General features: G+C 46.0%; 19 protein-coding genes. 6 read left to right on the top strand and 13 right to left on the bottom strand.

The genetic code is table 11. The annotated features are described in order from the left end of the window. The first annotated feature begins 1 nt into the window (after position 1). Both AAA946_RS06885 and AAA946_RS06880 read left to right on the top strand, forming a co-directional pair. Positions 2-1267, top strand: a complete 1266-nt coding sequence (locus AAA946_RS06885) for a YeeE/YedE thiosulfate transporter family protein (protein WP_338164194.1) — start codon at positions 2-4, stop codon at positions 1265-1267. 193 nt (positions 1268-1460) lie between these two features. After that, positions 1461-2201 carry an ABC transporter permease gene (locus AAA946_RS06880; RefSeq protein ID WP_338165787.1) on the top strand — a complete coding sequence of 247 codons (741 nt, stop codon included), beginning with the start codon at positions 1461-1463 and terminating at the stop codon, positions 2199-2201. A 122-nt stretch (positions 2202-2323) separates the two neighbouring features. Here the strand turns inward: AAA946_RS06880 and AAA946_RS06875 are convergent, their stop codons facing one another. The 4 genes from AAA946_RS06875 to AAA946_RS06860 all read right to left on the bottom strand — a co-directional run bounded on the left by AAA946_RS06875 (position 2324) and on the right by AAA946_RS06860 (position 7998). Next, complete coding sequence (locus AAA946_RS06875) at positions 2324-4855, bottom strand: choice-of-anchor D domain-containing protein (protein WP_338164193.1); 2532 nt, start codon at positions 4853-4855, stop codon at positions 2324-2326. Between the two features lie 109 nt (positions 4856-4964). Further along, positions 4965-6284: a TRAP transporter large permease gene (locus AAA946_RS06870; protein WP_338164192.1), complete on the bottom strand. Its 1320-nt coding sequence runs from the start codon at positions 6282-6284 to the stop codon at positions 4965-4967. Then, a complete protein-coding gene (locus AAA946_RS06865) occupies positions 6274-6909 on the bottom strand; it encodes a TRAP transporter small permease subunit (protein ID WP_338164191.1) in 636 nt (211 codons plus the stop codon). Before AAA946_RS06865 ends, AAA946_RS06870 begins: the two co-directional genes overlap by 11 nt. Before the next feature lie 72 nt (positions 6910-6981). Continuing rightward, positions 6982-7998, bottom strand: coding sequence for a TRAP transporter substrate-binding protein (locus AAA946_RS06860; protein ID WP_338164190.1), 1017 nt, complete (start codon positions 7996-7998; stop codon positions 6982-6984). Between the two features lie 275 nt (positions 7999-8273). Here AAA946_RS06860 and AAA946_RS06855 point away from each other — a divergent pair, with 275 nt between their 5' ends. The 3 genes from AAA946_RS06855 to pdxR all read left to right on the top strand — a co-directional run bounded on the left by AAA946_RS06855 (position 8274) and on the right by pdxR (position 12974). After that, positions 8274-9701 (top strand): NAD-dependent succinate-semialdehyde dehydrogenase, encoded by a 1428-nt coding sequence (locus tag AAA946_RS06855; protein WP_338164189.1) that lies wholly within the window; start codon positions 8274-8276, stop codon positions 9699-9701. Between the two features lies 1 nt (position 9702). Next, on the top strand, positions 9703-10995 hold the full coding sequence (gene gabT, locus AAA946_RS06850; protein ID WP_338164188.1) for a 4-aminobutyrate--2-oxoglutarate transaminase: 1293 nt from the start codon (positions 9703-9705) through the stop codon (positions 10993-10995). A 212-nt stretch (positions 10996-11207) separates the two neighbouring features. After that, complete coding sequence (pdxR, locus tag AAA946_RS06845) at positions 11208-12974, top strand: MocR-like pyridoxine biosynthesis transcription factor PdxR (RefSeq protein WP_338164187.1); 1767 nt, start codon at positions 11208-11210, stop codon at positions 12972-12974. Positions 12975-13031: 57 nt separating this feature from the next. Here pdxR and AAA946_RS06840 read toward each other — a convergent pair whose 3' ends face one another. Then, positions 13032-13241 (bottom strand): hypothetical protein, encoded by a 210-nt coding sequence (locus AAA946_RS06840; protein WP_338164186.1) that lies wholly within the window; start codon positions 13239-13241, stop codon positions 13032-13034. A gap of 143 nt (positions 13242-13384) precedes the next feature. Here AAA946_RS06840 and AAA946_RS06835 point away from each other — a divergent pair, with 143 nt between their 5' ends. After that, positions 13385-14578 (top strand): ISL3 family transposase, encoded by a 1194-nt coding sequence (locus tag AAA946_RS06835; RefSeq protein ID WP_338164185.1) that lies wholly within the window; start codon positions 13385-13387, stop codon positions 14576-14578. Positions 14579-14631: 53 nt separating this feature from the next. Here the strand turns inward: AAA946_RS06835 and AAA946_RS06830 are convergent, their stop codons facing one another. From AAA946_RS06830 to glpA, 8 genes are all read right to left on the bottom strand, one after another. Continuing rightward, on the bottom strand, positions 14632-15192 hold the full coding sequence (locus AAA946_RS06830; protein WP_112479782.1) for a hypothetical protein: 561 nt from the start codon (positions 15190-15192) through the stop codon (positions 14632-14634). A gap of 294 nt (positions 15193-15486) precedes the next feature. Beyond that, positions 15487-16749 carry a quaternary amine ABC transporter ATP-binding protein gene (locus AAA946_RS06825; protein ID WP_338164184.1) on the bottom strand — a complete coding sequence of 421 codons (1263 nt, stop codon included), beginning with the start codon at positions 16747-16749 and terminating at the stop codon, positions 15487-15489. Continuing rightward, positions 16749-17642, bottom strand: a complete 894-nt coding sequence (locus AAA946_RS06820) for an ABC transporter permease subunit (RefSeq protein WP_112461590.1) — start codon at positions 17640-17642, stop codon at positions 16749-16751. Before AAA946_RS06820 ends, AAA946_RS06825 begins: the two co-directional genes overlap by 1 nt. A 128-nt stretch (positions 17643-17770) precedes the next feature. Continuing rightward, the gene (locus AAA946_RS06815; protein WP_338164183.1) at positions 17771-18781 is read right to left on the bottom strand and encodes an ABC transporter substrate-binding protein; all 1011 of its coding nucleotides are present in this window, start codon (positions 18779-18781) and stop codon (positions 17771-17773) included. After that, the gene (locus tag AAA946_RS06810; RefSeq protein WP_338164182.1) at positions 18765-19271 is read right to left on the bottom strand and encodes a hypothetical protein; all 507 of its coding nucleotides are present in this window, start codon (positions 19269-19271) and stop codon (positions 18765-18767) included. The genes AAA946_RS06815 and AAA946_RS06810 overlap by 17 nt, the downstream gene beginning before the upstream one ends. A 373-nt stretch (positions 19272-19644) precedes the next feature. Beyond that, a complete protein-coding gene (gene glpC / locus AAA946_RS06805) occupies positions 19645-20898 on the bottom strand; it encodes an anaerobic glycerol-3-phosphate dehydrogenase subunit GlpC (RefSeq protein ID WP_338164181.1) in 1254 nt (417 codons plus the stop codon). Beyond that, the gene (gene glpB / locus AAA946_RS06800) at positions 20895-22277 is read right to left on the bottom strand and encodes a glycerol-3-phosphate dehydrogenase subunit GlpB (RefSeq protein WP_338164180.1); all 1383 of its coding nucleotides are present in this window, start codon (positions 22275-22277) and stop codon (positions 20895-20897) included. Before glpB ends, glpC begins: the two co-directional genes overlap by 4 nt. Next, positions 22274-23956, bottom strand: coding sequence for an anaerobic glycerol-3-phosphate dehydrogenase subunit A (gene glpA, locus AAA946_RS06795; protein WP_338164179.1), 1683 nt, complete (start codon positions 23954-23956; stop codon positions 22274-22276). Before glpA ends, glpB begins: the two co-directional genes overlap by 4 nt. Positions 23957-24023 lie beyond the last annotated feature (67 nt).

The raw sequence follows: 24023 nt of genomic DNA, 5'->3' as shown, positions 1-24023 counted from the left end.
CATGGCTGACTTTCCTCTCCCCCTCATCGAACTGCTGGGCATTTGGGGCGCTTACGGCATCTACCTCATGATTGGTGTCGGTTTTGGGTTTGTCCTTGAAAGTGCTGGATTTGGTAATTCGACCAAATTAGCCGCACAGTTTTATGGCCGCGATCTCACGGTTTTTAAAGTGATGTTTACCGCAATCATCGTCGCTATGTCGCTGATATTTCTCTCCTCTGCTGTCGGCTTACTGGACTACAACCTGATTTGGGTGCCGCCGACCTACCTATGGCCAGGGATCATCGGGGGCCTTATTATGGGTGTGGGTTTCATCATCGGCGGTTTTTGTCCCGGCACCTCTTTAGTCGCGATGACCACAGGCAAACTTGATGGGGTGTTGTTTGTGTTCGGCGTGTTGACAGGTATCTTCTTATTTGGCGAAACCGTTCAATACTTCGACGTATTCTTCGATAGCTCGTATCTAGGGCGCTTTACCCTTCCAGAGCTGTTCAACGTATCAACTGGCAGTGTGGTGCTAGCCATTGTGGCTGTCGCTCTCGCGCTCTTTTGGGGAGCAGAGCATTTAGAGGCTTGGGTCAACCAAAAGATGGGGACTCCTCCCTCTTCGACTCAACAACCGTCAGAAAAAAGGGCTAACCGCTCCCTTGCTATACCAGGAGCCGCCGCGATGATAGGGCTGGCGCTGTCGGTTTACGTGATAGGGCAACCCACCAATGAAGAGCGTTGGCAAAAGTTAGCGCCAGAGCTGCAAACACAAATTGACGACCGATCCATTTATGTCAGCCCAAGGGAAGTCTTAGCCACCCACTTTGACCACTCGCTTCAGCTGGTCATTTATGATGTTCGCAGTGAGGCCGAGTTCAATCAATTTCATTTGACGGATGCCAAACACCTAAAACAGGATCAACTCACTGAAGAAGCAAAAACCTTGAGGTTAACCCCCGCCAACACTGTGATATTGTTGGTCGATAATGAAGAACGCGATGCCACTGAGATCTGGAAGCAACTCAAAGCAGAAAGTGTACAAAACGTCTACGTCCTTGAGGGAGGCGTGAAAGGATGGCTGAATTCGTTTACCGTGCAGCCAAAGAGTCTTCAGGCACAACCCATTTCTTCATCACAACCGCTGCGGTTTCAGTTTGATCGCGCCGTCGGCTCACAACACCCAGCAGCCAAACCCAGTCCCGTTAATTATCCCTTTGAAGGGGTACCGAAAATAAAACTGGAGCTTAAACGAGCCCCAGCAAGTGGAGGTTGTGCATAGCACAAAGAGAGCGCTTGAAGGAAAAGCGCTCTCCATTTCATCTTCAAATTGAAAACCCTCTCCAAGCAACCCTATTAATCGCTTCAAGTAGACTTCAACTCACTTCAACTCCCCACCTTTGTAAATAAGTCAAATTATCAACTATGTTTATAATGGTTTGCTAATGTAACAGTAGCCGTCTCCCTCCAACAAAATACAACGAGCCCTCCTCGCCATCAATGGTGTTCCAATGTGGGCGGCTTTCTCCATTACCGTGTTTTGTGGTGTATTGCTGGGCGCTTTCAACGGCTTGTTAGTGGTGAAGTTTAATATCACCCCTGTAATAGCCACCTTGATTACCTTGAGTTTGTATAAAGGTATCGCACTGCTTCTCGTTGAAGATGGCGTGTCAGCTATCAAGTCCATGGGCGATCTAAAAATGCCGGCTTGGTTTAACGACTATGGTCGCGATGCTGTTTTACTTGGTTTGCCGATGGCGTTTTGGGTAGCGGTGGGGGTTACGGCTCTGCTCATCATCCTGCAGAACCGCTCATTACTAGGTAAGTACGCAGCAGCGACAGGGGGTAACCCTACCGCCGCTAAACTATCGGGAATTAAGACTGGGCTAGTCGTCTTCACGCTCTACGCCATTGTCGGTGCAACAGCTGCGCTTGCGGGGATTGCTCGCTCAAGCTTTATGTCGCTTGGTGACCCGCTGTCGGGTGACGGTATGGAGTTGACTGCTATTCTTGTGGTGTTAATTGGTGGTACAGCGTTTAGTGGCGGTGAAGGTAAAGTGCTGCGTTCATTTGTTGGTGCGCTGATTATCATGACGCTGACGGTTGGGATGCTTACTCTCGTGCCTGCTTATTATCAAACCTTGGTGATTGGTGGGGCGCTGTTGGCAGCGGCGGCCTCCAACCACTTAGTCAGTCGCAAGCGCAACGAAGGCTAGAAAGAACTCAGTTCACGTCTGATATCAGACGCCTCCTGATTTAACGCTTCTTTGCACTGCAATATCTAAAAAAAACAACCCAACCACCGATATGATGGTTGGGTTGTTTGTTCTCATGTCTTTTACTGACAGTAAGGAGCCAATTTGCCTGCCTCTGCTAACGCGAGATCCCAAGCAAATTCGTTGTTATCACTAACGTAGTAATAAATCACGTCATTAGGTAGCATCAAAAATTGGATGCCACCATAACCAGACATATAAGGGGCATAGATGTCACAGCCACCCGCTACCGACTTGAGCTTGGCCCAAATACTATTACTGTAGTATTTGCTGTCTGACCTTGCATCTAAAGGAGGTGTATTCGGGTCTTCAAACATAGCTATTTTCAGCTCAGCAGGATCCAGCATGGATTGACCATTGATCTTACCGTCCTCGATAGCGGTAAACCTCACCAGTTTGACAATATCATCACGTAGATATGTTAGCCCGTAACCACCAAACGGCATGGCCACAGAATCATACGTGCGGCGTGTATCTTTAGTGCCTTCATCGATATTCAGCGGTGTCCAAATATCGTTAACAATGGCGTCATTAAACACATCCGAGCTCGCACCATGTTGTTGTTTCCAATAGTTTTGTGCGGCAACCGTCGCAATATAGGTATCGGTGGTGTGATAGTTAAAGAACGTACCAGGTGTGGCTTTGCGTGGGTAGCGGGATACCGAATAATCGAGCTTACCTTGATGATCGAGAGCTAAGAAGAACCCGGTATCATTCGCTGACGAGTATTCATCGCTAAGGTAGCCGGTAAGACGATAATTGCCGGTCGCCATATCAATCGCATTGTTCGGGGTGACGTCGACCCAATCCCCTTCTGGATCGGCAGCGGCTTCAGGAACGATATCAGTGAGTCGACTGCTCATATACCCTGGATACAAGCTTTCTAGTCTCATTGATACCGTACCTGCAAACGTTGTTTTGGCCGTTGAATATGAAGGGACACGTAACCTATCACAGTATGGATGAGTGCCCTGGCGGGTATCACAACCAGCGCTGTAGTGGACACCATTATAATACAGACCAAACACTGTCATATGCTCTGGCGTCACCTCCGATGCATGACCAAAATTGGTAACGTCGATATTGGCACTTGGATAGTCACTTGCTAACTCACTAAGCGCTCGCGTCTCCACTTTGCTCGCCTCGTAGGCCTGGTAGGCCTGTTTAATCGATAAGCTATCGGTAATTGCTTGCGGTGTGTATTGGGCATTGACGCTTCCCCACATATCAAATTTGTAATACAGACACGTCTCTGACGCGATCTGATAGGCGACCTGACTGATGGATTGATTGTCGAAGGTAAACGTCATCAGGCCGTTATGAACACAGTTCGAGTTTTTCTGCATGATAGAGAATGGAATGGCAGCGCGAGAATCTCCATTATCGCCGTTTTCTTTCCAAACCCGTCCTGGCTCTAAAATGTATTCCCAGTAAGGATGAGAACTCAGCTGAATGCCTCGTTGGACAGGTATCAAATGGGTGCCACTTTGCACGAACTCAAAGTCAAATGGAGGAATATGTTTACGAGGGTCATCGCTATTCGATGTGTAGCGATACGTATCTTCGTGTTCAGTAAACTGACCAATGCCAGCAGTTTCTGGTGAAACGAGAACAATACGTCCCTCCAATAGATGCTCCGGTTGAGCGGCATCGCTTGGCACCGCAAAAGCCCCTGTAGCAGAGAGGTAGCCTATTGCAGAGCCACTGTTGAGCTCCGTATGAGTCAATTGTGTACGAGTCACATTGCCACTTCCCGACAACGGATCGTAATTTTCAATATATCCTCCAGACGTACTGCTTGCACCATACCCAATCAAGTCAACGCGGGTTTGTGGTGAGCTTGGGTCGTCGCTATCTAAAATAAGCTCTGCACTTCGGGTACCGGTTGCTGTTGGTGTGAAGCTCAGTGACACTTGGCATGTGCTATCAACAGCCACACTGTTCGCGGTACAAGTTTCAGAGTCTATCGAATAGTCACTAGCCAATACCGATACGCCGCTGATGGTAAGCGCTTGACCTCCAGTACTGCTTACTACGAGCGTCTGAGAAACACTGTCACCAATAACAACCGTACCAAAATTAACACTGTCCGCTGTGGATAGTTCAGGATCATTACTTGGCGCTTGTGTCTCTCCTGCTACCAGCACATTCTCGACGTAACAATGATCGGCAGAGCCTGTCGCGGCTCTGAATCTCACACTTAACGTGTTGGCAAGCGCGACACTTTCGCTATGAAAGTAAAAGTTTGAGTTATCTTGCCCATTACCTAAAGATGACATCACGTTATAGCTGCCACCATCTAATGAATACTCGGCGATACAAAAATCAGGGTCTTCAAGCAAACGAGCGGCTATCGAATAACTCACCACGACGTTGTCGTGACTTGAGACATCAATATCCTTACTTATCGTGGCTGACTCTTGAAGGTAAGCAGATAAGCCGTCTATGACTACATTATCATCCGTTGTTACTGCTCCGCTCGTCGACCAATGCCCTAGACCGTTGTTGAAATCATCGGAAAAGATCGTTTCAGCGGAGGCTGTTGAATAAACCAGTGCACCCAACATAATGGATACATAGTTCGTTATTTTCATCAGTTTTTCTCCAGTTAAATGTACCTGAAACGGCAATTAACACAGCGAAAGTCAATATTCAGGAGGGTAAAAGTCAGCCACGCCTTAATTACATGGCTGACATTAGTCTCTAATTCATCATTAAGTTCGGCAACCAAAGTACGATTTCAGGGAACAGCATACAGAGGATTAATACACAAACTTGGACCAGTACGAAGGGGGTAATTGAGCGATAGATATCCATCATGGTCACGCCTTTAGGGGCAATTCCCTTGAGGTAAAACAGAGCAAAACCATAGGGGGGAGTTTGAACAGCAATGACGATATTTAAGATCATCAACACACCAAACCAAATCGGGTCATAGCCCAACATCACCGCAACCGGAGTAAATATCGGCGCGCACATCAATACAATAATAAACTCATCGATAATAAACCCAAGCAGCAACATGATAACTTGGAACATAATAATGATGGCTATAGGTGGCAGATCCAAACTGGTCGCAAAGTTTGCCACCATATTTTGTACCCCCATTAATAAATGGAAGTTACTAAAAATAGAGGCCCCTAAAATGATCCACATTGCTACACTGACTAAAAGTGCAGTCTGAACCCCAGATTTATGTAGGATCTGCGGTTTGAAGCGCTTGAAAATTATCGACAGAATAATCGCACCGACTACGCCTATCGCCCCTGATTCCGTCGGTGTTGCAATACCCATGATAATACTGCCCAGCACCGCGACAATGAGCAACAATGACGAAGCACCATCACGCAACGTCTTGAAGAGCTCATAACCTTTAGGGACTTCGATTTCATTTTCCGCGTCCAAGGGCGCTTTAGACGGGTTGAGCTTACAGGTAACCACTACATAGGTGATAAGCAATAGAATGGTAATCAGTGCTGGTCCCATTGCGCCCAAAAACATACGTCCTACTGAATTTTGTGTTGCAGAGGCAAACATGATCATCGGAATGCTAGGTGGAATAAGGATCCCTAACGACCCACCAGCCATAATCACCCCCAAGGCCAAGCGCTTATCGTAACCACGTTCTAGCATAGGCTTAAGAGCGATACTGCTTGAAGTCATGATGCCCGCGCCAATAATGCCAACCATAGCGCCAATCATTGAGCATACACCGATAACACTGATCGCCAATGACCCTCGAACACGCCCTATCACCAACTGACTGGCATTAAACATGGCATCGCCAATACCAGATCGTGTCAATAGCTGCCCCATGTAGATATATAAAGGGATTGCTAACAGCACAAAACTAAAAAACGTCGACTCAACGGTAGTAGGAATAATATTAAATAACGTGTCACCCCAACTGAGGTAACCAATCCCCATCGCGATACCTGCCAGAGCTAATCCAACCTGAGCCCCCAAAGCGAATGTCACCAAAATACAGCCAAGTAGTACCAATGTGAGCAACTCAATTCCCATGTGAGCCTCCTACCGAAATATCCAATGTCTCTCCTGCCTGATTCGCTTTTTTTGTATCAGCATTATCGGGCTGTTGTTCTGCGGCGGGTGTGGTGCGATAGGCATCAGGAATCAACGCTTTTTGAGTGAACAGCGCATAGAGGTGGCAAATAAGCTGAACCGAATATTCAGCAATAAATAGCACGCTTGATACGGTAATCATCAACCAAAAATGGTGAACACTTGGCGCCCACTCCGATTGGCGTCGATACCCGTATTCCCAAACTTCAAAAAACTTCTCTAAACTCACTTTTGCCATCACCAGCAAAAAACCCATGGCCAAAATTATCGTGACGACACTAAACAGATGCTGAACTCTCTCTGAGACATGTAGATAAAGAATATCCACATTAATATGCGCTTGTTTTTGTTGAGCGTATGCGCCACCTAAGGCTGAAATGTAGCCAAAGAGAAACAAAGATGTGTCATAAGCCCAAATCGTCGGGGCATCAAGGAAGTACCTCGCGAACACCTCATAAGCGACAATACCAGCGAGCAATGGCATCAACAGTGTGACACTGCGACCGACCGCTCTGACGACAAACCTAATACTCAGACAATACCGAACCAATAACAGCTTTAGCATCTTGTTCTCCATCACCCAATGCTTATTAAAACGGAAAAAGGTGAGCATCTCTGCTCACCTCAAATGGAAGGTTTATAAGCCTTCTAACTGTTCGATAAGTTGCTTAGAGAACTTATCTTGGCTTGCGTATTCCTTCGCCAGTGTTTTGCCTGCATTGCTCCAAGCTTCAATGTCCGCCGCACTAGGCTCTGGGCTCCATTTCAAACCCTTCGCTTCCATTTGTGCAACAGCTTGTGATTCCCAAAGAATCGACTTCGTCATCTGTTCTTGTGCATGCACTGACGTCGCGGCTTTTACGATGGCTTGCAGATCTTTAGGCAGTTTGTTGTATTCCTTCGTGTTGACAATAATTGGCAGTACCTGAGCACCAGCCAAAGGCAAACGATACATATACTTAGCAACTTCAACGTGATTACCGTCACGGTGGTCAATCATATTCGAGCCAATCGAGCCATCAATAACGCCTGTTGCGAGCGAGGTATAGATTTCACTCCAAGATAACGACACTGGTGAGGCACCAAGATTACGTAAGAACTTGCCATAAGCGCCTGGAGCACGAATTTTTAGTCCTTTGAAGTCCTCAATTGATGTAATTTCTTTCTTTGTAATAATGTACACCGGTGGCTGAATATAAGGCGCTAGCCACGTCATACCTTGAGAGCCATAAGCTTGAGTAAGAATTTGGTCCCAGCCTTGCTCATGGAAAAGCGTGGATAGCTTACCCACATCATCCGTACCACCTGGCAAACCAATCTCGACCACACCCGCTGGTAGCTCACCTGCGTGCATCGACTGGAAAGGTGCCCCCATGGTGACAAGACCAGATTTAACCGCGGAAAGAATACCGCTAGTGCCCACGCCCTCGCCTGAATACAGAACCTGAACTTCAATACGCCCATTGGACATGGTTTCAATATTTTGTGCCAAGTTCTCATACACTTCGCCGTAAGCGGTGCCACGACCATATAGATTAGCAAAGCGCCAGTTATACTCTGCAGAGTGCGCTAACGCAGACGCTGCTAGAGAAGATACACCGATAGCCGCGGCTAAAAGACTGCTTAACAGTTTCTTTCCTTTTATCATAGACATGCGATTGTCCTCTTCCTTCTAATTCAAGTTTCCGTGCGGTTAAAATGTTTCGCAAATGTTGCAATCTCAATATAGAAAAGCATGTCCAAAACCCGAAAGAACCAGTTTGTTACTTTCGATGGTACCAGAGTAAAAACTTCCAACTGGTACCAAAACAAGCTCGCAACTGGCTCTAAATGCCGTTCATTTTCTGGCCTATCCTCAAAATCGGTAACTTCGAAGTTAACGAGGTTGTGGAAAATTCAATGGTTAATACAAAATGGGAGCTAAGTTAAATGGAAAATATTGTTAACAAGTCGTTACTCAGAATTCTCTGTGACAAAAGTGACGATGCGATTGCCGTTTACAATCCGGCCAATGATTCGCTTATTGGTTATATACCCTCGATGAACTCCGATGCCATTTACGAAAAAATTAACGCATCAAAAGTCGCCCAAGCTGAGTGGCAGCAAACAACCGCAAGCCAAAGAGGCGCCATCTTAAAACGATGGTACGATTTAATGGTTGAAAACGCCGACGATCTGGCTCGAATCATGACGCTTGAACAAGGAAAGCCACTGGCCGAAGCCAAAGGTGAAGTGATGTATGGTGCGGGATTTATCCAATGGTTCGCGGAAGAAGGCAAAAGAGCATACGGCGAAACCATACCAACCCCCGCCAACAATAAACGTATTCTTACCATAAAGCAGCCCGTTGGCGTTACCGCGGCAATTACGCCTTGGAATTTTCCTATCGCGATGTTGGCCCGAAAAGCAGCACCTGCACTCGCGGCAGGGTGCAGCTGTATCGTCAAGCCCGCCAATCAAACTCCTATTAGTGCCTATGCGATTGCCGAACTCGCTTACCAAGCAGGATTGCCGCAGGATCTATTGATCGTTCTCAACAGCCATTCTTCTATCGAAGTTGGGACTATTTTCTGTGGTCATGACGACATTAAAAAACTGTCTTTTACCGGTTCCACCGAAGTAGGAAGAACCTTGCTTAGACAAACCGCAAAGACCATAAAGCGCACCTCGATGGAACTGGGCGGAAATGCGCCGTTTATCGTCTTCGACGATGCCGATGTAGACGCAGCGGTACAAGGCGCTATCGCCTCCAAATTTCGCAATGCAGGGCAAACCTGTGTTTGTGCCAACCGCTTCTATGTGCACGATAAGATTTATGACGTATTTGTCGACAAATTCGTTACTGCCGTGAGTCAATTGAACGTCGGCAATGGCTTGGATAGCAATGTGGCTATCGGCCCACTCATCGACCAAAATGCCAAAACTAGCATCCTTGAGATCATCAATATCGCAACTAAACAAGGCGCAAGTATCCGATATGGCGGAGAGGCACAAAGCGGAAACTTCATTCAGCCGACCGTACTGACCAATGTCACTCATGACATGGATATCGTCCAACAAGAGATCTTTGGTCCCGTTGCGCCCATCATCCGATTTGAAAATGACGCTGATCTGGTTCAACAAGCTAACGACACCATCTATGGCCTCGCCAGTTACTTCTACTGTAAAGACATTCAACGTGCTTTCCACATTGCCGAAGAGCTGCAATATGGAATGGTCGGGATTAATGAGGGCATTATTTCGACCGAAGTTGCGCCATTTGGTGGTATTAAACAATCTGGATTTGGTCGGGAAGGTGCGAAACAAGGCATCGAAGAATATATGAATACCAAATATATCTGCCTAGGGGGGATGTAGTATGGAAAACTATGCAGAAAACACGAACCAACATTGGCAGCAGCGCAAAGAGCAAGCTGTCGCAAAAGGCATGGGCAACCTACTCCCTATCTACGCGCAATCCGCCTCTAACTCGACCATTATCGATGAAGAAGGCAACCAGTATATTGACTTTGCCGCCGGCATCGCTGTCACCAACACGGGTCACTCTCACCCTGATATTGTTGACGCTGTGATAGAGCAACTGCGTGAGTTTAGCCACACCTGTGCAATGGTAACACCCTACACAAGCTTGGTTGAACTTGCAGAACAGCTGGTTGATATTGCTCCGGGCCAATTTAATAAAAAAGCCGCCTTCCTCACGACTGGCGCAGAGGCCGTTGAAAATGCGGTCAAAGTGGCCCGCGCCTATACTGGAAGAAGTGGTGTCATCGCCTTTAAAGGGGGATTTCACGGCAGAACAAATTTATGCATGGGACTAACAGGGAAAATAACCCCCTATAAAGCCGACTTTGGCCCGTTCCCGAATGAGATCTATCACGCGCCGTATCCCAACGACTATCATGGGGTGGCGATTGAAGACAGCCTAAACGCCCTTGATGACCTTTTTTCCTGTGATATCGAGCCATCCCGCGTCGCCGCCATTATATTTGAGCCCGTTCAAGGCGAAGGTGGATTTTACGCAGCACCAAAGTTGTGGGCGCAAGCGCTGAGAAGCTTGTGCGATCAACATGGAATTGTCCTTATTTGTGATGAAATCCAAACTGGATTTGCGCGAACGGGTGCCATGCTTGCCTCAGAACACCTCGATGTCATCCCCGATATCACCACAATGGCTAAAGGGATCGCTGGCGGCTTCCCTCTTTCCGCGGTGGTCGGCAAATCTGAGATCATGGACGCCGCCAAACCTGGTGGTTTAGGAGGCACTTATGCTGGATCTCCCCTCGCCTGTATCGCTGCACTAAAAGTGTTAGAAGTAATAAAAGAACAGGAGCTATGTCAGCGAGCTAAGGAAATTGGTTCTGAATTCAAGCGCCAATTATTGCAAATACAATCTGACCACTCATGTATTGGGGATGTGCGACAAATAGGCGCCATGATAGCCATCGAACTTAATCACCCCGCCTCAGGTGAACCGTTGACTATGGAAACAAAACAATTAGTTCAGGACTGTGCTCATCATGGACTAATTATTTTGTCCTGCGGTATTAAAGGGAATGTTATCCGATTCTTACCCGCCTTAACGATCGAAATGCCGACCATTGAAAAAGGCTTAAGTATTTTGAGAGATCAACTCAATCGGCTGGATTTATAACGCGCCTTCGACGGCTAAGTGCCTTTGCACTTAGCCTATTTCAAACGCTCCGTCCTAATATCAACCTCTCTAAAATCCATTAAACCGTCTGCCATCCTATTGATGTTAAATAAAAAATACATTTGCAACATTTTTCACAAATGGGACAAACATCTCAACATAAAACGAAATCCTGTCAAATAATGATAGAAAAGTTAACAAGTTGACCTCATATGCTCGAAAAATATATCCACATTGATACTGCTCATACTCTCTCGTTACAAGATCAAATAAAGATAGGTATTACTCAAGCGATTGCGAGCGGGTTTATTGACAAACAGACTCCAGTAACTTCATCTCGTAAATTAGCAATGAGCTTAAATGTGTCTCGAAATACAGTATTAAGAGTCTACGAGCAACTTAATGATGATGGCTTCTTTATTTCTAGAGAACGCCGTGGCTACTTTATCAATCCGGATATAGAGTTTCACTCTCAGACCACTAAAACCAAACCGAATAACACGTTAGATTGGGGACGCTACCTCGCAGAGAAGCAGGAAGTATTTGATTTAGAGCCGCCAATTTCAGAAGGTTATCCCTATCGATTCGTCCACGGAATGGTCGATGAAAGTACCTTCCCCGTCGCGGAATGGCGACGCTGTAGTATCCAGTGTTTGAACAAATCCAACAGCAAATTGTGGACGTCGGTCAACAAAGACTATGACGACTTAATTGAGCAAATTCGCACTCGAGTACTCCCAAGACGCGGAATCTTCGCCCAAGCAGATGAAATTATCGTGACACAGGGCTCACAGCAAAGCCTCAACTTAATTAGCCAACTGCTAACCACGAAAAGCACCGTTGTTGGCATAGAAAACCCTGGCTATCCCGAGGCATACCATCAACTTGCAGCAAACAACGCACACATGATCCCGCTGGATGTGGATGACAATGGTCTGGTGGTTAACTCAGATTTAGCCGACTGTAACCTGGTGTATACAACCCCAAGCAACCAGTTTCCGACCACCGTCCGAATGCCGACTAAACGGCGAAAAGCACTCCTTGATGCGGCAGAACAGCACGATGTCATCATCATTGAAGATGACTTTGAAAACGAAGTGAATTTTTTAGAAGCCGACACCCTTGCGTTAAAAGGTGAGTTTAATTCTGAACGCATCATCTATTTATCGAGTTTTTCTTCCACCATCGCTCCAGGTTTGCGTTTAGGCTTTATGGTTGCATCGCCTCCATTGATTAAAAGCGCCATGCAGTTACAACGTAAAAACCACTGTTACCCGCCTCAAAACAACTGCAAAACGTTAGCGCTATTTTTGAGCCTCGGACATTGCGACTCGTTGTTAAAAAAACTTGTCAGTAATCTGCGTCAAAAGTGGCTGACCATGGAAAAGGCTCTGAACTACTACTTCCCTCAATCTGGGGCTGCCCCTTCACTTTCCGGCACTGCTTTTTGGATAGACTACAAACATGGATTTGACGCACATAGGTTAGCCGAACTTGCCGAAAAACAAGGGATACTGATTAACTCTGGCGAACAGTATTATTTCTCGAGGCCCAGCGCTAATTGCTTTCGACTCAGTTTTAATTCTATCGAAGAAACCCATATTCGCGAGGGAATACGTCAACTCTCCATTCTCGCTAAGAAAATCTTACCGATTAGCAGTGTAGAGTCGACGCGGGGGCAAAGACTAAAGGGTGACGATATTCGCTCAGTGCTTACTCAACACACACTATTGACCAGCGACTGTTTTAAAATTCCCTACACCATCACCTTCCAAGCCGATGGCCGTATGTTTGGCGTTTCAGACCGACCTAATGACCAGGATGAAGGGTATTGGTGGGTAGAAAACGACACCTTATGTTTCCAATGGAAGGAATGGCAGTTTGCCGATATCCGGCGACACCTTTTAATCAAACAGGGGAAAATACTCATGCGATTTGACGCAGAGGGTAACTGCGTCAGTACTGGAGTCTTGCTCTAGTGCACTGCAATCTTGCTACAGCGCACCGAGCTTTCCAATATCAAATGCTGACTTCCGCTACTGCTGTCTGTAGTAATCCGAAATAGACGCCATCACGGTGTCAGTCATTTTTTGCATCGAATTCAAGAACTCGCGATTGGTTGATGGCTTGCCTTGAGCGACATTTCTCCATCCAACTACAGATTCATGTGCCCATACTTCGGCAACAGGGTTATCAAACTCTTCTCGATATTGAACGTTCGACGTTATGTCTAAGATCGATTTCACCGTCACGTCTTCCCATTCTAAATAACTCGCGCACACTTCCAAATAAAAAGGTTCATCGCGGATTAGCGGGAGCTGAAAACAAAAACGGTAGTTAATGGTATGGTTACATCGCCAAACACAACCTGCCAAAAACTACCGTTTTCATGTCGAATAATACTTTCCTATCTTCCTTCTGGGAAGGCTTTGAAGTCATAAAGTCCCACAAAACTGACTCCTTAATTACAATCACCTTGAAGCCTGACTCTACCGCTCACTGCCAATGCGGTCGCTCATCCGACTCTATTCATGACTACCAATGGCGAGTGCTAAAAGAAACAATGATGTTCGATATTCCTGTTGAGCTTTTGGTACAAACTCGACGGATAAACTGTCCTGACTGTGGCGTAAAAACGGAAGCTATACCATGGGTTGCACCATATGCTCGAATCACAAATCGCTTGAAGGGCTATATTGAAAAGTTACTGCCCCTATTGCCTATCAAGCATATCTCCGAGCTGACCGGAGTGCATTGGCATACGATTAAAGAAATTGATAAACAACGTCTTAAGCGAGTTGTGCCAACGGTGCCTTGGAGTGATTTGCGTCAACTTGTTATGGACGAGTTCGCCATCTTCAAGGGGCACAGATATGCGACGGTCATTGCTGATGCTCAAACACACCAAGTGCTTTGGATTGGCATAGGCCGAAGCCGAAAGGACATTCGCCCATTCTTTGAAGAGCTCGGCGACAATGCCGTCAACATTGAAGTTGTGGCAATGGATATGAACACAGCTTTTGACCTTGAAGTGCAGGCGCATTGCCCAAATGCTCGTATTGTCTATGACATGTTTCATGTTGTAGCCAAGTTCGGTCGAGAGGTCATGGATAGGGTTCGTGTAGACCAAGCAAATCAATTAAAAACGGACAAGAAAGCACGTCGTTGGATAAAACGTTCCCGTTGGGTGCTTCTGAAAAACCGAGAGAACTTGAACGTAAAACAACAGAGTTATCTTGATGAAATACTCTCAATCAACCGAGACCTCATGATCACTCATCTGCTTGGAGCTCAACTCAAGGAACTTTGGTATTGTGACTCAGAGGAGCACGCTAAAGGTTTATGGGAAGTATGGTGGCAGCAGGTGAATGAAAGTGGCATACAACCTCTTATTAATTTTGCTAGAAAGCTCAAACCTTACCTTCACGGAATAGTGGCATCAGCTTCATACCATCTGAATACTTGCACCTTGGAAGGTATCAATAACAAGATAAAACTCATCAAGCGAATGGGTTATGGTTACCGAGACACGGACTACTTCTTTCTAAAGATTAAAGCGGCCTTCCCCGGAAAGCCGCGATGAACCAATAAAAAGCCCACCGGAGTGGTGGGCTCAGAAAAGAATCTCTATTCAGTCTAGCAAGCATAACTAAAGGTCAAACAGTAGTCGTCCCCACCCTTAGCCACATACTCTTTATCTTCATTGCTCGCCGATGGATGACGTTTCTCGTCCCCTTTTACCAGGCTAACCCAGTGACGTAGTCCCATCTCTTTGTCTGCACCAAACGTCGTGCATGTTTCGATTTGAATGTCATCAATCTCTACTAGCTCAAGGCAACCTGTGCCTTTGCGGCGAGCGATGGTCATTTCTACATGCGTACCGCTTTCGTCGCGGAACAAGATATTGTCCGGGTTGCACTCGTCGCCAGTGTAAGCAACAAAGTGTTTGTTGTGGCGTAGACCGCTATGCTGGCCATTTTTGAAGAAGGCTTGTACATGGCGATAGTTGATTTCGTAGCTCACTACATCCTCGTGTGAACCGTTTTCAAGCGGGAACAGCGTATCAAGAAGCTGCTTGGCCATTTTCTGCTTTTGCGTAGGCTCGCCTGCGTCGACCATTTCAACGGCAAACACGGCTTGTGCGATAAAGTTTTGTGGATTTTGTTGTTGTGTATTATCGAATGTTTGCATTTTCATAGTCTATTCCTTCAGCTACTTTGAGTACTGCATTAACCAAGCTCTGTTACTTCTTTATGACCGTTTGGTTACCGCTTGATTTTTAGAATAGCGCTTTTTTACAAACAATTTCACAACAAAATTTTTACACTGTCAATTTTACAAAAATGCTTTTTTTACACACTGCTGTTTTTGCCCAAGTCACATTCAATAAAAAAGCTACACTCAACAAAAAAGCGCAAACCATCGGTTTGCGCTTTGCTTTTTATGGTGAACTCACCAACCTACAAGTTGGAGTTTATCAAGCCTCTTGCTCTACGCTGCGCCTTTATCAGATAAACGTTCATCGACCGTTGAGTCATTGCTTTCTGAAGGTTCACTCGTTGCGCTATCACTTAGTACTTCTGCAAGTGTCGACTTAGATAGATGGCCTTGAAGGTCACCGTTATCATCGACAACAGGAAGTGGGTGATCACTATCGAGCGTCTCAGGGATCACCTCTTCAAGCAGTGCATCGCTTTGAACGGCAGGTACGTCATCTAACAAATCTTCCGGTATCTCTTTGTGATAATCGTTTTTGTTCACTTGATCTAACGTTTCTTGAGTAATGACACCTTGGTAACCGTCATCGTTAACAACGTATCCATAGTCCTCGGAAGATTTTCGCATCTGGCTTATCGCTTCGCCCAGTGTTTCCGCTGTGATACGAAGCACAGGAGGCTGCATAACCGTCTCAACCGTCAGTGCTCGAGCTCGGTTCACATCTTTAACAAACGCTTCTACGTAATCATCTGCTGGATTAAGCAGGATATCAACGGGTTTGTCTTGCTGGACGACGACACCGTCTCTCAAGATGGCGATACGATCACCAATCCGAAGTGCTTCATCCAAATCATGAGTAATGAAAATGATGGTTTTATGAAGCTTTTCTTGAAGCTCGATCAACTGATCTTGCATTTCACTACGAATGAGGGGATCGAGAGCAGAGAAGGCTTCGTCCATCAGCAAGATCTCGGCGTCAGTACACAGCGCGCGAGCAAGTCCAACACGTTGCTGTTGTCCGCCAGATAACTGGCTAGGATACTGCGCTTCATAACCTTCTAGACCAACGGTCTTGATCCAATCTCTGGCTTTTTCGAATCGCTCTGTTTTACTCATTCCTTGGATTTGCAATCCGTACGCAACGTTATCAATCACGGTTTTGTGTGGAAGTAAGCCAAAGCGCTGAAATACCATAGACATCTTATGACGCCTAAAATCACGTAACTCTTTGTCAGAGAGTTTCATAACATCGGAGCCATCAACAATAATCTCCCCTTCACTTGGGTCAATGAGGCGATTGAAGTGTCGGATAAGTGTGGATTTTCCTGAGCCAGATAGACCCATAATCACAAAAATTTCTCCCGGATAGACATCTAGGTTGATGTCCTTGAGACCGAGGGTATGGCCAGTACGCGCTAGAAGATCATCTTTTGATTCGCCATCCTTTACAGCTTGGAGATAAGACTTATCTTTAGGACCAAAAATCTTATATAGATTCTTAATTTGAACCATTGGCTGAGGTTGAGTAGTGGACATTATTCTCTACCTCCTAAGTGAGCTTGAGTACGTTTTGCATAACTTTGTGAAACACGGTCAAAAATAATGGCTAGCGCCACGATAGCAAGGCCATTGAGTAGACCGAGCGTGAAATATTGGTTAGTAATCGATTTTAGAACCGGTTGTCCCAAGCCTTTTACACCGATCATCGAAGCAATCACGACCATCGCTAGCGCCATCATAATGGTTTGGTTGATACCAGCCATGATGTTAGGCATTGCCAGCGGCACCTGAACTCCAAAAAGGCGCTGTGTAGGGCTCGCACCGTATGCAGTGGCCGCCTCTAGCACTTCTTTGTCGACAAGTCGTATCCCTAAATCCGTCAATCGGATGACTGGCGGGATGGCGTAAATCACAACCGCGATAACACCGGGAATTTTGCCGATACCAAGGAGCATGACCACAGGAATCAAATACACAAACGCCGGCATGGTTTGCATTACGTCAAGTATAGGGGTAATGATGGCTCTGGCTTTTTTCGACTGAGCCATGAGGATCCCGGTGGGTATCCCGAGGGCAATTGCGAGCATGGTTGAGACTAAAATGATGCTCATGGTTCGCATCGTATTGTCCCACATACCGAAAAAGCCAATTACAAAGAAAGCGATACCGACAGAGGCGCTGAGTTTCCAAGATCGGCTCGCCACATAAGCAAGACCAACCAGAATTCCGATAATTAGCCACCAAGGGCTGGAAAGCAGTAACTTCTCAAACCAAATCAAGAAGCTCAATAATGGGTCGAATAGAGATTCGATGGTGTCGCCGTATTCTCGAGAGAAATCTCGATAGGCACCGTCTAAGGTTTTTCTTATTTCTAATAGTTGTTTGCGGTCTAATTGAGGTATTTCACTCAACCACGTGGCATTAGACATCTGTTACTCCTTGATTACTTCTGCCAGAAACAGCAATGACTGCTGCCTTGTGTTCGCCTTTGAAAATAGCGAGCTTGTATCAAATAATAAGGGGCTATATCTCTAGCCCCTTTTACTAGTGTTTGGGTTTAAAGTTCATCTACTGCTTTTTGTACTTTTGCTGCAACCTCAGGCGTTAACCATGCAGACCACGTTGATTTGTACTCTTTCATAAAGTGTTCAACCACGTATTCGCCATCGGCTTGCTCGTCTTCCATCCAAGCCAAAAGACCGTTCATTTGCGCGTTGGTAAACTCACGCTTGGCAAAGTACGCCATCGCTTGTGGAGAACGCTTAGCAAAGTCAGTCGTCACAACCGTTTCTACGATTGATGGTGGGTACATAGTTGCTTTTGGCTCTAGACAGGTTTCTTGAGTGATACACTCTTTAAACATCGTCTCGTCCACACCACTACCGAAGTCGACTTTCACCATTTTGTATTTACCAAGAACCGCTGTCGGTGCCCAGTAATAACCAAACCATGCTTCTTCGCGCTCATAAGCTTTTGCAATTGAACCAGACAGACCAGCACCTGACCCTGGATCGATTACCTCAAATCCTTTTTCTTCCATACCTAGAGCGGTGAATAGGTTGCCAGCAGAGATTTGGCAGTTCCAGCCAGCTGGACAAGAGTAAAACGCCGATTTGCTTGGGTCTTCTGGGTGCTTAAACATCTTCGCGTTGGCGAGTACACCTTCAATTGTTGCCAATGATGGGTCTTTAGCGACCATATATTCTGGTACCCAAAATCCTTCTTCACCGCCATCCGTTAAGGTTGTACCTGCGTATTGGATTTGACCGTCTTTGACACCCATATCCAAGGCTTCACGCATTGAGTTACTCCAAAACTCTGGTGCAATATCTGGCTGACCTTTTGAGATCATAGACGCACCCGTCGGTTGAGTATCACCTGGGACGAGTTCTGCTTCACAATCGAAGCCGTGTTGAAGTATGAACTTGTCTACGTTCGCAATAAGAGTTGCAGAGTTCCAGTTCATGTCTGCGATAGTCACTTCACCGCATTCGTTAGCAGAAGCGGTTTGAAGGGAACTTGCAGCAAGAAGAGACGAAAACAATAACGTCCTAGTTAAGTTTTTCATAATGATTTCCATATGGGGTTGTCAATAAGTGTATGAACAGTAGGTTATTATTACAAAATTCACTGACACTCTGTTTGCAGCTTGAATCAATCACCCTAGCGATAGCAATGTTTATGTTGCGTGCGATGATATTGATGAACAGAAGGCTCACAGCATGAACGCCTTTAAGAAAGGCTTCTACATAGCCGTTGGTAGGATTGTGAAGAATGTCATCAGGACAACCAGCTTGCAATACGTCGTCATTGTTCAAGTGAATCAGGTACAGACAAGTCGATTCGTTTTGCATTTCGATTGGATTAAAAGAGTAGTGAGCCGAAAAAGCCCCGCCCATGAATGGAATAGCAGGGTTAGATGAAAGTTCACGAGCAAGACCTACACACTGCTTCGTGACGTTCCACTTTTCAACTTCTATGTCGGTGAATGAGAACGCTCTCTTCGAGTTTCCCCCAAACACTTTATACAGTCCCTTAACTTCCAGAATGGGATCCATGTCGAGTTGCCTTTAAAGTCCTTTGTAATGTAACGTTTAGCACTCTAAGTAAAGCTCGCGTCAATTTCAAGGTATAGCATTCTGTTAACAACTGGAAAACATCAATAAATTGATGATTTAGACATACGATCTCCCTCGCACAACAATAGGCAACTGACTGAAATTAAAGAAAATCCTTACAAAGGACATGTGTATAGATATTACCGATGCAAATATTTTTAAGTTTTTGATAATAAAAACAACAATTGGCAAACAGCTTTCAATATGCTAGCTGCTTAATCAAGCACATAATAATAATTAGAACACTAACCTTTAACGTCCCTGTTTCACCAAACCTTACGGATAGATACACCCTACACTAAGCATATTTTCTTCATTCAAGTGCTTCTACAATGAGACTCAAAGGATGCACACAAGATAACCCTGTATTCTCTTCGATTTGCCAACGACACGTTTCGCAATCAGAAACAGCCAGATCGGCCTGTGAGTGATCAATTTGCTCAAATAAACCGTGACCTATCTTCATCGATACATCGTAGTTTTCTCGCTTGTAACCATAAGTTCCGGCCAACCCGCAGCACTCGCTATCTAGCACTTGGACTTCCAGACCTGGGATCATTTTTAGAAGCTCAATAGTGAAGATATGGTCACCGCTACGCTCCAAGTGGCAAGGCGTGTGATAAACAATACGCTTATCCAGTGGCTTCATTTTTGGTAAGTTGCCCTCACGCCATTCACTGAACATAAAGCGACTAAATAGGTGAACTTTATCAGCGACCTTCTGGTTATCGACATCGAGTACATGGGGATACTCTTCTTGTAAGGTAAACGCACAGGTCGACGACGTTGAGATCACCGACTCAGAGCGGCTCTCTAACGCTTTCTCCAACTGACTCACATTAAGCTCTGCGTTTTTCTTTGCTTTGGCGTGAAAACCATTAGCAATCAGGGGCACGCCACAGCACTTCTCTCGTTCTAAAAGCTGAACACCGATGTTCATCGCGTTCATGACACGAATGAAATTTTGCCCAACACTGTGATCGTTATAGTTAACGTAGCAACCATGAAAATAGCTGATTTGACGGCGATATTGGCTTTGATCGGCGACGTGTTTTTTATACCAACGACGGAAAGTGCCATGTGAATATTTAGGTAAAGACTTATGATCGTGCACCTGAATCGTATGGTGCATGGCCTTTTTCACGAGGCTTTGCTCGGTAAGCTTATTAACAATAGGGGCAAATGGCGTGGCTAAGCGACCAAACAGATCGGTATGGCTCAAAACGAAATCTCGTGCCGTTGTCAGGCTCAATGGTTTGCGCCCATGCTTTCCACGCGCGGCAGCGATAATGTCACCGATTCGCACACCAGAAGGACAAGCCGTTTCACAGCGCTTGCAATTAGTACAGAGCTTAAGTACATCATCAAAAAACTCTGGGCTTTTAAGCCTCAAACGCTCTCCATCAGGGCCACATTGTTTGGGGCCAGGGTATTCAGGGTTGGCTTTTGCGACCGGACAATAGACGGTACACACGGTGCACTTAATGCAGTTCTCAAAGGTTTTCGTTTGCTCATCACCATGAAGGCTAGCGACGGCGATAAGTTCAGCTGGGCGTACGGCAGTCATACTAGCGCTCCTTTCTTTTGTGATTGATTAAGCTGCTGTGAGTGGCTCAATTTTTGTGAATAACAAGCTGACTCTTGGCTTTCAGCGATAGCTTCAGCAACATGGAAACCAGTGCTTATTGCCACGCCACCGCCACAGCCATGAGCGATAGGGTCATAATGAGCAAGAATAGAGCCTGCACAATAGACATTATCAATACACTGCTGCGCTTTAAGGGACTTGAATTCCCGATTAGTTGACACACCAAAATTCATAAATGGATGGGATTTGTGGGAGAAAAAGTGCTTTGAATACCAGGATTCCCGCACGCCGATGTCTTCAATATCCAAATCAAAAATGGGCTCGCTCACCTTATGATGCTCTGCTTTCAGGCCTTTGCTAAAGAAGCTTCCAGATGCCAGCACCACATGCTTGGTATTGATAGGTACCGTTCGCATTTTTCGGGTATACAAACACGCAAGCGAAAGCTGTTCACCATTTTGCTTGAACACACCGTGCGTCACCTCGTCGCCGACGTGAAGCGCACCACCCGCTTCAATAAATGCTCGTCTTAGTGTGTCTTCTATTCGAATACCCAAAAGCGATGGCGGCATGGTCGGCACTTCATGCAATTTCAGATGGGTTTCAGCGGCCAGTTTTTCCATCAGAGCTAAGCCATCTCCATTGCCAAGAATTGAAGGCATCAGCACCAAGTCGTTCGGCGTGGCAACTTGTCTAAGCTGGGAACATACGCTTGCAAAATCTGCCTCTTGACGCAGCAACCGAGACACATCAATGGAGCGAAATTCGTGGCAATTTCTTTGAGCTATACCTGATGTATCAAGCGTGATTTTTACTGTGAGCAGCTCTTTATCAGCGGACATTGGTAAACTCGCCAACTTGGCTTTGGCAATCTCCGGCTGGAAATCTCGGAACCCTTCAATCGATACTAAGATCACTCGTTCAATCTGATTAAGAGCTGCAAATTTATGATCAAGTTGCCATACGTAAGGTTGAGATAACCATGTGGACTTTAGTGTGCCTAGGCTACTGATTCGATAGTGATTATCCATTGAATCTTGATGTTTCAAAGGCAGCCCATGTTTACTCATCAACTTCTGAAACCAGCTTAGCGATTCGAAGACCCGTTTCTCACCTAACTTTGCGTAAGGGTGTAAAGACGAAGTCTTAGCAAGCTCAGCAATTTCATCAAAAGGATTACTGATTGCTTCGCCAGTTGTTGGCGAATGACTCAGCACATCGATAGAGCCAGATGAAAAATGCATCGCACTTTGACCATGAGAAACCACGGCGGTTTTGAGTCCACGCTCAATACATCTTAAAGCGCTGCTAAACCCTGCAAGGCCGCCACCAATGACAACCACATCATAATCAATCATTGCTCAGCCTCCACTTCCTTATCTATCGCTTGTTTCATTTCGCCGTGATTTACATCATCTTGCTTGAACTCAAAATCCCCAGCGCCAAATAACCCTTGATATATCCAATAGCTAAATTCCGCCTCCCGTAGAGCATCTCCCCAAAGCACAGGTTTGGTGCCCTTCCAGCGCTCTTCAAGAAAGTCATGCAGCATCTCTCCAACTTCGTATCCCGAAAAATTACCGTATTCGGCCAATAGACTGGCTGCTCGATAGCTGCACATTTCGCCCTGACATGGTCCCATTCCCAACCTTGTTCTTCGGCGCAAGTCGACGAGGTTATGCACATCCAACGCTTTTACCGCGTATTCAATTTCACCTGCTGTGACCATCTCACACTCACAAATCACAGACTGACTGGCTTGATCATCAGATAAAAACGCCAGTGCCCGCTCTCCATGTCGATCAATCGCAGAATGATAAACAGGCTTCGCGATACTTGCGGTTTTCTTAGCAGGTGTTGGGGCACTAAAAGAGCCAGGCAAAGGTGTGGTGTGTGTGATACAAGGGTTGATGTTGCCAAGCTTTTTCGCGACGCTGTCGGTCGCCATTTGCGCCATGAGTCTGTAGGTCATTAGCTTGCCGCCGGTAATCGTGGTAAAGCCGTGCAGGCCGTCAAACTCCGCGTGATCAACAAGAACGATGCCGCGGCTGATATTACGGCCGCTGGTGTCTTCACTAAGTGAAACCAAGGGCCTGACGCCTGCATAAGCGCGTAGCACTCGGCTTTGACTCATAATTGGCGCAAGCTTCGCACCTTCTTCCAAGAGAATGTCGACTTCATCGGCACTCACACGAAGATCGTCTATTTGGTCGTAATCAATGTGTTCGGATGTGGTTCCGATGAGGGAAATAGTGTCGCCGGGCACTAAAATATCGGCATCAGCTGGTTTGCGGCATCGATTGATGACTCGGTTATTGATGCGGTAGTCGAGTATCAGTAGAGATCCTTTAGCAGGGAACATTTTTACGCTGAGATCCGCATACTCACATATCGTCTGTCCCCAAATACCAGCAGCATTGATGACCTCTTGCCCAAACACCTCAAACGGTAACTGAGTGCGTGTATTAAAAGCATTAACACCAATGACTCGATCCCCTTCTCGGATGAGCGAGGTCACGACACAATGGCTAAATAGTCTAGCGCCTCTCTCTTTGGCATCGAGTACGTTTGAGGCACAAAGCCTAAATGGATCAATGGTGCCATCCGGTACTTTAATAGCGCCAAGCATTGCTGGGTTGGCGTTAGGCTCAAACAGCAGCGCTTCTTTGGTCGTCATTCGCTCGGTCTCGATTCCGGCGACATCACAGGCTGCAACGAACTCATCTTGAAAGGAGAGTTCATCTTCTGGAAGCGTGATGAACATACCGCCAGTATCTTCAATACAGTGTGAGGCAATGGACTTTAAGATGCGATTTTCGGCAATACACTCCATCGCAGAACCTGGATCAGTGACAGCGTAACGAGCACCAGAATGCAACAAGCCGTGATTTCTCCCTGTCGTACCAGAAGCTAAGTCATCTCTCTCTAGTAAAATACAATCAATGCCCCGCAATGCGCAGTCCCGCATAATGCCAGATCCTGTCGCACCACCTCCTATAACGATCACCTCTGTTTGATATCGAGCTATTGCTTTCATTGCATCCCACCCATTGAATTAACGCACAAATAGTGTGGCATTAAAACTCAATAAGTTTCGAGATTTC

Source organism: Vibrio sp. 10N, from assembly GCF_036245475.1.
Classification (GTDB): Bacteria; Pseudomonadota; Gammaproteobacteria; order Enterobacterales; family Vibrionaceae; genus Vibrio.
This window is presented reverse-complemented; position numbering and strand designations above follow the sequence as displayed.